Annotated in this window: 9 protein-coding genes and 4 tRNA genes; 10 read left to right on the top strand and 3 right to left on the bottom strand. The window is 56.2% G+C overall.

Going from position 1 to position 11987, the window contains the following annotated elements:
- Window positions 1-2: 2 nt before the first annotated feature.
- The 10 genes from rffA (at window position 3) to L362_RS05445 (ending at window position 7697) form a co-directional block, all read left to right on the top strand.
- On the top strand, window positions 3-1133 hold the full coding sequence (gene rffA, locus L362_RS05400) for a dTDP-4-amino-4,6-dideoxygalactose transaminase (protein ID WP_008501559.1): 1131 nt from the start codon (window positions 3-5) through the stop codon (window positions 1131-1133).
- Between the two features lies 1 nt (window position 1134).
- Complete coding sequence (wzxE, locus tag L362_RS05405) at window positions 1135-2385, top strand: lipid III flippase WzxE (RefSeq protein WP_023293572.1); 1251 nt, start codon at window positions 1135-1137, stop codon at window positions 2383-2385.
- A complete protein-coding gene (locus L362_RS05410) occupies window positions 2382-3461 on the top strand; it encodes a TDP-N-acetylfucosamine:lipid II N-acetylfucosaminyltransferase (RefSeq protein ID WP_023326288.1) in 1080 nt (359 codons plus the stop codon). Before wzxE ends, L362_RS05410 begins: the two co-directional genes overlap by 4 nt.
- Window positions 3458-4810 (top strand): ECA oligosaccharide polymerase, encoded by a 1353-nt coding sequence (gene wzyE / locus L362_RS05415; protein WP_023345093.1) that lies wholly within the window; start codon window positions 3458-3460, stop codon window positions 4808-4810. Before L362_RS05410 ends, wzyE begins: the two co-directional genes overlap by 4 nt.
- A 12-nt stretch (window positions 4811-4822) precedes the next feature.
- On the top strand, window positions 4823-5563 hold the full coding sequence (wecG, locus tag L362_RS05420) for a lipopolysaccharide N-acetylmannosaminouronosyltransferase (protein WP_023345092.1): 741 nt from the start codon (window positions 4823-4825) through the stop codon (window positions 5561-5563).
- A 197-nt stretch (window positions 5564-5760) separates the two neighbouring features.
- On the top strand, window positions 5761-7146 hold the full coding sequence (locus L362_RS05425; RefSeq protein ID WP_023345091.1) for a bifunctional threonine/serine APC transporter ThrP: 1386 nt from the start codon (window positions 5761-5763) through the stop codon (window positions 7144-7146).
- 102 nt (window positions 7147-7248) lie between these two features.
- A tRNA-Arg gene (locus L362_RS05430) sits at window positions 7249-7325 on the top strand.
- A 67-nt stretch (window positions 7326-7392) separates the two neighbouring features.
- Window positions 7393-7468 (top strand) — tRNA-His (locus L362_RS05435).
- Window positions 7469-7489: 21 nt separating this feature from the next.
- Window positions 7490-7575 (top strand) — tRNA-Leu (locus tag L362_RS05440).
- Window positions 7576-7620: 45 nt separating this feature from the next.
- Window positions 7621-7697 (top strand) — tRNA-Pro (locus L362_RS05445).
- A 506-nt stretch (window positions 7698-8203) separates the two neighbouring features.
- Here L362_RS05445 and L362_RS05450 read toward each other — a convergent pair.
- The 3 genes from L362_RS05450 to hemX form a co-directional block, all read right to left on the bottom strand.
- Entirely contained in the window at window positions 8204-9415 is a 1212-nt protein-coding gene (locus tag L362_RS05450) for an MFS transporter (protein WP_023345090.1), read from the bottom strand.
- A gap of 172 nt (window positions 9416-9587) precedes the next feature.
- Entirely contained in the window at window positions 9588-10787 is a 1200-nt protein-coding gene (hemY, locus tag L362_RS05455; protein WP_023293568.1) for a protoheme IX biogenesis protein HemY, read from the bottom strand.
- A 2-nt stretch (window positions 10788-10789) separates the two neighbouring features.
- On the bottom strand, window positions 10790-11986 hold the full coding sequence (gene hemX, locus L362_RS05460) for a uroporphyrinogen-III C-methyltransferase (protein WP_023345089.1): 1197 nt from the start codon (window positions 11984-11986) through the stop codon (window positions 10790-10792).
- Window position 11987 lies beyond the last annotated feature (1 nt).

Genomic DNA, 11987 nt, shown 5'->3' with positions numbered 1-11987 from the left:
AGATGATTCCATTTAACGCACCACCCGTCGTCGGAACGGAACTCGACTATATGCAGTCTGCCATGGGCAGCGGCAAACTCTGCGGTGACGGCGGTTTCACCCGTCGCTGTCAGCAGTGGATGGAACAGCGTTTTCGCAGCGCCAAAGTACTGCTGACCCCGTCCTGTACGGCATCGCTGGAAATGGCCGCACTGCTGCTGGATATCCAGCCCGGCGATGAAGTGATCATGCCGAGCTACACCTTCGTTTCCACGGCGAATGCGTTTGTCCTGCGCGGGGCGAAAATCGTCTTTGTGGATATCCGCCCGGATACCATGAACATTGATGAGACGCTGATTGAAGCGGCGATCACCGACAAAACGCGCGCGATCGTGCCGGTTCACTACGCAGGTGTGGCCTGTGAAATGGACACCATCATGGCCATCGCCAAAAAACATAACCTGTTTGTGGTGGAAGATGCCGCGCAGGGCGTGATGTCGACCTACAAGGGACGTGCACTGGGCACCATCGGCCACATCGGCTGCTTTAGCTTCCACGAAACCAAAAACTACACGGCAGGTGGAGAGGGTGGCGCGACGCTGATTAACGACCGGGCGCTCGTGGAGCGTGCGGAAGTGATCCGCGAAAAAGGCACCAACCGCAGCCAGTTCTTCCGCGGCCAGGTAGACAAATACACCTGGCGCGATATTGGCTCCAGCTATCTGATGGCGGATCTGCAGGCCGCGTACCTGTGGGCGCAGCTGGAAGCCGCGGATCGCATCAACCTGCAGCGTCTCTCCCTGTGGCAAACCTATTACGATGCGCTGGAACCTCTGGCAAAAGCCGGGCGTATTGCACTGCCAACGATTCCGGCGGATTGCGTCCACAACGCGCACATGTTCTACATCAAGCTGCGCGATAACGACGACCGCAGCGAGCTCATCGCCTGGCTGAAAGAAGCCGAAATTATGGCGGTGTTCCACTATATCCCGCTGCACTCCAGCCCGGCGGGCGAAGCGTTTGGAACGTTCGCGGGTGAAGACCGTTACACCACCAAAGAAAGTGAGCGGTTGCTTCGTCTGCCACTGTTCTACAACCTCGCGCCAGTTAACCAGCGTACGGTGATTAATACCCTCCTGAGTTATTTCGGCTGATATGTCTCTGGCAAAAGCATCGGTGTGGACCGCCGCGTCCACGCTTGTAAAAATTGGGGCCGGGCTGTTGGTCGTCAAGCTCCTGGCCGTCTCATTTGGCCCGTCAGGAGTGGGGCTGGCGGGTAATTTCCGTCAGCTTGTCACCGTCCTTGGCGTGCTGGCCGGTGCCGGTATCTTCAACGGCGTCACCAAATACGTTGCGCAGTATCATGATGATGCGGCCCAGCTCCGCAGGGTGGTGGGCACCTCCTCGGCGATGGTCACGGGTTTTTCGACCCTGATGGCGATCATCTTTCTGCTGGCGGCGGCGCCCATCAGCCAGGGATTATTCGGCCACACCCACTATCAGGGGCTGGTGCGTCTGGTCGCATTGGTTCAGATGGGGATTGCCTGGGCTAACCTGCTGCTGGCGCTGATGAAAGGGTTTCGTGATGCTGCCGGAAACGCGATTGCCTTAATCCTGGGCAGCGTTATCGGCGTGATTGCCTATTATTTCTGCTATCGCCTGGGTGGCTATGAAGGCGCACTGCTGGGGCTGGCGCTGGTTCCGGCGCTGGTGGTTGTGCCTGCGGCATTTATGCTGATGCGTCGGGGCGTCATTCCGCTGAGCTACCTGAAACCGCAATGGGACTCGATGCTTGCCAGCCAACTGGGTAAATTTACCCTGATGGCGCTCATCACCTCCGTCACGCTGCCGGTGGCCTACGTGATGATGCGAAACCTGCTGGCGGCGCACTATAGCTGGGATGAGGTCGGGATCTGGCAGGGCGTAAGCAGTATTTCCGATGCCTATCTTCAGTTTATTACGGCTTCCTTTAGCGTTTACCTGCTGCCAACCCTGTCGCGTCTGACGTCCAGACAGGACATAACGCGCGAGATTTTCCGATCGCTGCGCTTTGTATTGCCGGCCGTCGCGGCTGCCAGCTTTACCGTCTGGTTATTGCGCGATGTCGCCATCTGGCTGCTGTTCTCGGCGAAGTTCACCGCCATGCGCGATCTCTTTGCCTGGCAGCTGGTGGGTGATGTACTGAAAGTGGGGGCTTACGTTTTCGGCTATCTGGTGATCGCGAAAGCGTCCCTTCGGCTCTATATCCTGGCGGAAATTAGCCAGTTTGTTTTACTGACGGCATTTTCACACTGGCTGATACCCACGCACGGTGCGCTGGGGGCGGCCCAGGCCTACATGGCAACCTATATCGTTTATTTCGCCGCCTGTTGCGGTGTATTTTTATTGTGGCGTAAACGCGCATGACTGCACTGATTCACATCCTGGGATCGGATATCCCACACCATAACCAGACCGTTTTGCGGTTCTTCAACGACGAGCTGGCATCGGGCGATCCTGATGCGCGTGAGTTTATGGTTGCAGGTCAGGATAAGGGCCTGAGCGAGGCGTTTCCGGCACTGACGATTCGCTTCTGGCCGGATAAGGCCTCACTGGCGAAGGCGGTGGTTGCCAAAGCCAAAGCTGATCGTAAGCAACGTTTCTTTTTCCACGGGCAGTTCAATACCGGCCTGTGGCTGGCGCTTCTCAGCGGAGGGATTAAACCCTCCCAGTGCAGCTGGCATATCTGGGGAGCCGATCTTTATGAAGTCTCCCGCGGCTGGAAATTCCGTCTTTTTTATCCCCTGCGCCGCATGGCTCAGGGGCGCGTAGGCTGCGTTTTTGCTACCCGCGGCGATCTCAACTATTTTGCTAAACAGCACCCGAACGTGCGCGGCGAGTTGCTCTATTTCCCCACCCGCATGGATCCGGCGCTGAATGCCATGGCGAATGACGCGGTGCGAGAAGGCAAGCTGACGATTCTGGTGGGGAATTCCGGCGATCGCAGTAACGAACATGTCGCGGCGCTCAGGGCGGTGCATCAGCAGTTTGGCGACACGGTGAACGTGGTGGTGCCGATGGGCTATCCCGCCAACAACAGCGCCTATATCGACGAGGTTCGTCAGCAGGGGCTGGCGCTGTTTAGCGCTGAAAATCTGCATATCCTCAGCGATAAGCTGGAATTTGATGAATATCTTGCGCTGCTGAGAAAATGCGATCTCGGTTATTTCATCTTTGCCCGGCAACAGGGGATTGGCACGCTGTGCCTGCTGATTCAGGCAGGTGTACCGTGCGTGCTCAACCGCGACAACCCGTTCTGGCAGGACATGGCCGAGCAGCATATTCCGGTGCTGTTTACCTCAGACACGCTGAATGTCGAGGTGGTACGTGAAGCTCAACGTCAGCTCACGCTGGTGGATAAAAACAGCATCGATTTTTTCAGCCCGAATTATCTCACGCCGTGGCACCGCGCGCTGCGTATCGCTGCAGGAGACAAAGCATGAGTCAGTTGCAATTCAGCGGCTTACTGGTTGTCTGGCTTCTGAGCAGCCTGTTTATCGCCACGCTCACCTGGTTTGAATTCCGCCGCGTGCGCTTCAACTTTAACGTCTTCTTCTCGTTACTGTTTCTGCTAACGTTCTTTTTCGGCTTCCCGTTGACCAGCATACTGGTCTTCCGTTTTGACGTGAGCGTCGCGCCGCCGGACATTCTGCTCCAGGCGCTTCTGGCGGCGACCTGCTTCTATGCGGTTTACTACGTCACCTATAAAACGCGTCTGCGTTCAGCGCAGACAGCTGCCCCACGCCGGTCGCTCTTTACCATGAATCGGGTGGAAACCCACCTGACATGGGTGATGCTGATGACTATCGCCCTGGTCAGCGTTGGCATCTTCTTCATGCATAACGGCTTCCTGCTTTTTAAACTCCACTCCTACAGCCAGATTTTTTCGGCAGAAGTCTCGGGCGTGGCGCTTAAGCGTTTCTTCTACTTCTTCATTCCGGCGATGCTGGTGATCTTCTTCCTGCGCCAGGACAGCAAAGCGTGGCTGTTCTTCCTGGTCAGTACCGTCGCATTTGGCATCCTGACCTACATGATTGTGGGCGGTACGCGCGCGAACATCATCATCGCCTTCGCGATCTTCCTGTTTATCGGCATTATCCGCGGCTGGATCTCGCTCTGGATGCTGGTTGCAGCAGGCGTGTTTGGCATTGTGGGAATGTTCTGGCTGGCGCTAAAGCGCTACGGGATGAACGTGGCGGGTGATGAGGCGTTTTACACGTTCCTTTACCTCACGCGCGATACCTTCTCGCCATGGGAAAACCTGGCACTGCTGCTGCAAAATTACGACAAGATTGATTTCCAGGGGCTGGCGCCGATTGTTCGCGACTTCTACGTCTTTATCCCTTCCTGGCTATGGCCGGACCGTCCTGGCGTGGTGCTGAATACGGCGAATTACTTCACCTGGGAAGTGCTGAACAACCATTCCGGTCTGGCAATTTCACCCACGCTGCTCGGTTCCCTGGTGGTGATGGGCGGGGCATGGTTCATCCTCCCCGGAGCGGTTGCCGTGGGGCTGATTATCAAGTGGTTCGACTGGCTTTACCTGCGTGGCAATGAAGAGACCAACCGCTATAAAGCGGCCATTTTGCACAGTTTCTGCTTTGGTGCCATTTTCAATATGATCGTTCTGGCGCGCGAAGGTCTGGACTCGTTCGTTTCGCGCGTGGTGTTCTTCATGGTCGTTTTCGGCATCTGCCTGTTACTGGCCAAACTGTTGTACTGGCTGTTTGACAGCGCCGGGCTTGTGCACAGGCGCGAGCGGCAGGGCAGCACAACGCTGTCGCAAGTCTGAGTAAGGATAGTAATGACTGATAGAATTTCTGCACCGCGCTATGCGCTACGTGGTCTGCAGCTGATTGGCTGGCGCGACATGCAGCACGCGCTGGATTTTCTGTTCGCCGACGGCCAGATGAAATCCGGTACGCTGGTGGCCATCAACGCGGAAAAGATGCTGGCGGTTGAGGATAACGCGGAAGTCAAAAGCCTGATAGACGGGGCCGAATTTAAATACGCGGACGGGATCAGCGTGGTTCGCTCTATCCGTAAAAAGTATCCTGACGCTAATGTTTCCCGCGTGGCGGGTGCCGATCTCTGGGAGCAGCTTATGGCCCGCGCAGGCGCGCAGGGAACGCCCGTGTTCCTGATTGGCGGGAAGCCGGAGATACTGGCCCAGACGGAAGAGAAACTGCGTCGTCAATGGAATGTTAATATTGTCGGCAGCCAGGATGGTTACTTCAAACCGGAAGATCGGCAGGCGCTGTTTGAGCGCGTTCGTGACAGCGGGGCGAAGATTGTCACCGTGGCGATGGGGTCCCCGCGTCAGGAGATCCTGATGCGTGACTGTCGTCTGGTCTGCCCGGATGCCCTCTACATGGGCGTTGGCGGCACATATGACGTCTTTACCGGCCACGTCAAGCGTGCGCCAGCGGTCTGGCAACATCTGGGGCTGGAGTGGCTGTATCGCCTGCTATCGCAGCCGACACGCATTAAACGACAGATCCGTCTGCTTCGCTACCTCGCCTGGCATTACACCGGGAAAATGTAATCAAAATGTAGCGCGATATGCTATTCGCGCTGCAACTCGCCTGCAAAACTGCTGATAATCTGTGCAATGCATTCATTTTTTTTATGCATCGTTTGCCATTTGGCACATTTTAAGAAACCATTCGCTCCGTATTTTAGTCCCCCTAAAAAACAATACCCGGTCTTAAGTCGGGAAACAGCAAACACAATCGAGGATCTATGGCAGAGAAAAAACAGGAGCTACAGCGTGGGCTGGAAGCTCGTCATATTGAACTGATAGCGCTGGGCGGCACTATCGGCGTGGGCCTGTTTATGGGCTCCGCAAGCACGCTCAAGTGGGCAGGCCCTTCCGTATTACTGGCGTACATTATTGCCGGGCTGTTTGTTTTCTTCATCATGCGTTCCATGGGCGAAATGCTCTTCCTGGAGCCGGTAACCGGCTCCTTCGCCGTTTACGCGCACCGGTATATGAGCCCCTTTTTCGGCTACCTGACAGCCTGGTCATACTGGTTCATGTGGATGGCGGTGGGCATCTCCGAGATCACCGCGATAGGGGTCTACGTCCAGTTCTGGTTCCCGGACATGGCCCAGTGGATACCCGCGCTTATTGCCGTGGGGCTGGTGGCGCTGGCAAACCTGGCCGCCGTGCGTCTTTATGGTGAGATCGAGTTCTGGTTCGCGATGATTAAAGTCACCACCATCATCGTGATGATTGTTGTTGGCCTGGGCGTGATTTTCTTCGGCTTTGGCAACGGTGGACACGCTATCGGTTTCGGTAACCTGACCGAAAACGGCGGCTTCTTTGCCGGCGGCTGGAAGGGTTTCCTGACGGCGCTGTGTATCGTTGTGGCTTCGTATCAGGGCGTAGAGCTGATCGGTATTACTGCCGGTGAAGCGAAAAATCCTCAGGTCACGCTGCGTAGCGCGGTGGGCAAAGTGCTGTGGCGCATCCTGATTTTCTATGTGGGCGCGATCTTCGTTATCGTAACCATCTTCCCGTGGAACGAAATTGGCACGACGGGTAGCCCGTTTGTTTTAACCTTTGCCAAAATTGGTATCACGGCGGCGGCGGGCATCATTAACTTTGTGGTCCTGACGGCCGCGCTGTCAGGGTGTAACAGCGGGATGTACAGCTGTGGGCGTATGCTCTATGCGCTCTCGAAGAATAACCAGCTGCCTGCGGCGATGAGCAAAGTGTCACGTGCTGGCGTGCCGGTGGCGGGCGTGGCGGTTTCGATTGCGATCCTGCTGATTGGTTCTTGCCTGAATTACATCATTCCCAATCCGCAGCGGGTGTTCGTTTACGTCTACAGCGCCAGCGTCCTGCCGGGCATGGTGCCGTGGTTTGTTATCCTCATCAGCCAGCTGCGTTTCCGTCATGCGCATAAAAAGGCGATTGAAAGCCATCCGTTCCGTTCAATTCTGTTCCCGTATGCGAACTATTTAACGATGACGTTCCTGATTTGCGTATTAATCGGAATGTACTTTAATGAAGATACCCGCATGTCGCTGTTTGTCGGGATGATCTTCCTGGCCGCTGTAACGGCTGCCTATAAGCTTTTTGGTCTCGGTCGCCGTGCCACCACGCAGAAAGTGGAGGAATAAGCGGCAAAATGTGCAAACGATAACCAAACGCGCATTTTTTTCAAAAAAGCACTAGACAGCGGGGACGGAGGTACGTAATATCCAGCCCCGCAACGGCGCTAAGCGCCCGTAGCTCAGCTGGATAGAGCGCTGCCCTCCGGAGGCAGAGGTCTCAGGTTCGAATCCTGTCGGGCGCGCCATTTTAGTCCCGGCGCTAGAGCTGCGGTGGTCTGAGAAGTAGTCAGTACCGCGTGAAAGAATACAGTGGTGGCTATAGCTCAGTTGGTAGAGCCCTGGATTGTGATTCCAGTTGTCGTGGGTTCGAATCCCATTAGCCACCCCATTATTGAAAGAGTTGTGAATTGCGAAGGTGGCGGAATTGGTAGACGCGCTAGCTTCAGGTGTTAGTATCCTTAGGATGTGGGGGTTCGAGTCCCCCCCCTCGCACCACGACTTTTTAAATGAATTGAACTAAAAATTCAAAAAGCAGTACATCGGCGAGTAGCGCAGCTTGGTAGCGCAACTGGTTTGGGACCAGTGGGTCGGAGGTTCGAATCCTCTCTCGCCGACCAATTTTGAACCCCGCTTCGGCGGGGTTTTTTGTTTTCTGCCACTTTTCACCCCCGTAGTGATTCCCCGACAGCGCCCTGTTTCATTGTCGCGATTCAGCGACATATAATTCATTGAAAATAAACATATTTACTATCCATAGGTTTTGCTGTCTCCTCCTGGCGACATATTTCTGCGTTGACCGATATGTTGTAGCGATTAAGACGACGCTTAACAGCATAATTTCCTTTTATCTTAAAATGTTGCGTCATGTAAAAGTTCTGCGTGTCATGTTGGCACGTTACGTGCAATAATATGCGTGTAGATGCTCATTCCATCTCTTATGTTCGCCTTCGTGCCTCATAAACTCCGGAATGACGCAGAGCCATTTACGGTGCTTATCGTCCACTGACAGATGTCGCTTCGGCCTCATCAGACACCATGGACATAACGTTGAGTGAAGCACCAAATATGTTGTCTTACAGACCTGTTTTAACGCCTGCTTTTATAGCAGGCGTTTTTTTATGCCTTATTCCCGATACCGGCGCACGATCAGGGCAACCATCATAAGGGCCGCTGACGAGACGGCATAGAGTGCGGCTACTGAGCCAAACCCGGCAGCCACTGCCGCTGCGATGCCGGTGAAGAGAGAGGCGCTGAGCGTTTGCCAGCGCCAGGCTTTACCACTGGCCGAAGCGGTTTGCGTAATATGAAAACTACTGAGAACGCCAAACGTCCCGGCCGCGAACAGAACATTCGAAGCCAGATGCGCGATAAAGATCATCCCCAGCGCACATGCCATCCACCCGGACAACAACGGCAGCATTCCATAAGCGGCCAGAAAGATGCCGAGACAAACGATGATGCGTGGCGTGCGAGCGGCAAAGCGCGTCAGGCTCTCTTTTTTTAGCAACATGGGACCGCAAAGCTGTCCCAGGCTCCTGGCGAAAAGCAGCGGCAGAGCAAGGCCCGCCGCATCCTGAGGATGGATTTGCTGTGCCAGTGCCGGAAGCAGTGCCATGGCCGGCGAGCCGACGGCCGCCAGCGCTGGCAGGATGAGCAGACTGCGTTTCTGCCGAACGGTCAACGTCCGCCAGCGTAATGCCACAGGGGCTTCCTCTTCCTCGAGGGACGGGAGTGATGGCGCAGAAAACCGGCGTCCAGCCAGCCATAGCATGAGCAGTGACCCGAGAAAGCTGGCGGCATCAATGGCCAGAAGGGTAAATACGGATATCTTCTGAAACAGCATCACGCCCAGGCCGGTCCCCAGCAAAACCTGAGAAGCAAAAATCACATTTTCCAGACAGGTCGCAGCAGGCAGCTCCGCTTCGCTGAGACCGCGCTTGAAGAGCAACGTCAGCGCGGGCCAGCTCATCCCGCTGAGCAGCGCTTCGGTGGATTGCACGGCGAGTAACGCGGTAACGCTGTGATAACCCACACCAAGGAGGGGAAAGAGCAGGGCGAGCAATCCCAGCGCCTCGGTCAGTATCAGCAGGGCGATCGGAGAACATCGGGAGCACAGCTTTTCGCCGATCGTACTCCCGATAAACCCCGGTACCGTAGCGAAAAGAAAAGCGAGGGTGAGCAGTGCGGGCGGGGCTGACCATGCTAACAGCAAGCCGAAGACCACGACCTGGGTTAAGCCATTCCCCAGCGAAGAAAAGATAAAAGCACAAGCAAGGAGGCGCAGCCAGCGGTGGCAGCGCAGCGCTTCAATCAGCGCATAGAGAAGCGAGTTCATGACGATTTCCTTTCAAAAACGATTTAATCCACGCTGCAGAATGTGCGCGTGTGTGAGAAAAAGTTAATGAAAAGAGATCGTTACATTGGCGTTTTCGTTATCGGATATAGGTGTAAAGAATGTAGCAGCAGAAAGGCGATAAAAAAAGGAGGCCGTCTGGCCTCCTTTTTGTTTATTGCTGGGTACCGTTGTTTTGCAGGGTCAGCAACAGCCCGTCACGGCGCATGGCGGCGGCCTCTTCCGGCTTATGCTGCTTGTCCAGCGTATCGGCAAGCCAGGCGTAGTCGAAGGCGTCCGGACGCTGCTTCAGCGCTGCACGGAAGGCGAGGCTCGCCTCCTGCCATTCGCCGTGCTTCATCAACGACTGGCCGAGCGTGCTCCACAGCAGCGGTCGATCGCCGACGGTTTTAATCTGCTGACGCAGCACTTTTTCGATTTGCTCAGGATTGTTGGTTTTCAGGCGCGGGATCACCATCACCAGACGATCGTCGTACTGGCGCTTCAGACCGTCGAGGAGGATCGCCTGAGCCGTGTCGTGATCGTCACACTCGATGAGATGTTCCGCCATCGCCACCTGCAGAGGAACCTGCTGACGCGTTTTACGGCTCTGATTCTTCCACCACGTTTTCAGACCGTCGCTGCCCAGGTCTGCGCGCGCCTGATCCATCAGGCCAATCCACGCCAGACGCTGAAGCTCATCACGATGTTCATCGTCGCCCACCTCGGCCTTCGCCATCGACGGAATGATGTCCAGCAGTGAGCCCCAGGCGCCGGTACGAATATAGGCCTGCTCGGCAAGGCGCAGCACTTCCGGATGACGCGGCGCGACTTCCAGCAGACGGTCGATGCCGTGGCGAGCCGCGTGATTCTCATTGCGTGCCAGCTGCAGACGAACGCGCGTGATTTCCACCGGAATCGGGTCGCCGTGAGCCAGCTCAGCCGCTCGCTCCAGGTGCTGATTAGCGCGGGCTTCGTCACCGCGCTGCTGCGCCGCTTCGGCCGCCAGCAGATAGTTCACCACCGGCTGTTCGGCATGGTCGGCGTTTTTCGACATCAGCTTTTCAACCTGCTGATAGTCACCCTCTGCGAGCTTAAGCAGCGCCTGCTCGGTCTGTTTACGGGCGCGACGGCGCTTACGGCCAACGAACCAGCCGCGGGTATGGGCACCGGTACGGAAAATACGGCGCAGGATCCACTCGATCGCAAACAGCACCACCACGCCGAGGATCAGAATGATCGTCAGACCCGTTACGCTGGTTTCAATGTTGTAGTTATCGGTCTGGATCAGGACATAACCCTGATGACCCGCAAGCATAGGTCCCAGGACGATCCCGGCGATCAGCAGGATAAAGAGTAAGAGGACTTTTAGCATCGTTACTCTCCCTGCGGTGCGCTTTCAGGCGCAGGAGCCGGAGCAGGTGCCGCTCCGCCCGTTTGCTCAGCCGGCACGCCCGGCTGCGCCAGCAGGTTACGCACGCGCGTCTGCATCAGTTTCTCCAGAATCGGCTGGCTGGTCAGCTTGTCCGGCACGTTCATGGTGATGTTCTGCTGACTCAGCTTATCAATGTCTTCGAGGAAGGCGGTGGTCGTCGCATCATCGGTGTTGTAGTAAGCGCGTACCCACGTTGAGACGTTATCCAGCGCCTGTTTATAGGTCTCTTCCTGATGACGCGGCACGGCCTGGGCCGCCACCAGCAGGCGGGAACGAATGTTCTCGCGCAGATAGATGTCCTGGTTCGGCGCGAGCAGCGGTACGGCAGTTTCGTCGCGACGGCGGATAGTGATAAAGCTGTCCATAAAGTTCTGCCAGCTTTTCTGCAGGTTTATGCGCCATTCGCTCAGCGAGCTGGAAAGCTCCGTACCGTCGGAATCCATCGGGGAGTCGTCGTCGTTGTTATCCGCCAGCTGCAGGTTATCAATCTGATTCGACAGCTGATTCACTTTAAGGATAATGCCGTCGTAATCCACCTGCGAAACGGCGGAGAGGCTGGCGATGTCTTCGGTAATCGCGCGACGGGCGGTAATGAGGCTCGGGTCGTTCATGTCCGCCAGGCTTGCATCGGCGCTTTTCAGCAGCGCGGCGGCAGTGGTGACGTCCTGATCGCTCCAGAGCTTACGTCCGGCGAGCTTCACCAGGAAGTCAGCCTGCGAGAGCAGCCAGGTTTTGGCATCGGTGCCGGAAATCGTGGCGACTTTCTGCTGAACTTCACCCAGCTGTTTGGTCAGCTCTTCCTGTTTGCTGTTCGCTTCGGCAAGCGCGGCGGCCTGCTGCTTAATCACGGCTTCCAGCTCGGTTTTCTGCGTCTCCTGCTCTTTTTGCAGGGCAGTGAGCTGATTCACCAGCGCATCGCTGGTGGACGTCTGGTTAGCGCTCTGTTGCTTCACCAGCCCGTACAGGCCAGCCCCCGCTGCCAGCGCAATGGCGATGGCAATCGCGCTCAGCGTGAGGCTTGTTTTGTTGCTGCCGTTTTTCTTCTCAGCGGTTTTCTCAGTCGTCTCTGGCTGTGGCGTCGTCTCCACAGTCTCCCTGGTCTCTTCAACCACGGCGGAGGATTTGTCGTGTTCCGTCATT

The organism is Enterobacter sp. MGH 16, assembly GCF_000493175.1.
GTDB classification, from domain to species: domain Bacteria; phylum Pseudomonadota; class Gammaproteobacteria; order Enterobacterales; family Enterobacteriaceae; genus Enterobacter; species Enterobacter roggenkampii.
Note: the sequence above shows the minus strand (reverse complement) of the source record. Positions and strands in the feature narration are given on the sequence as shown.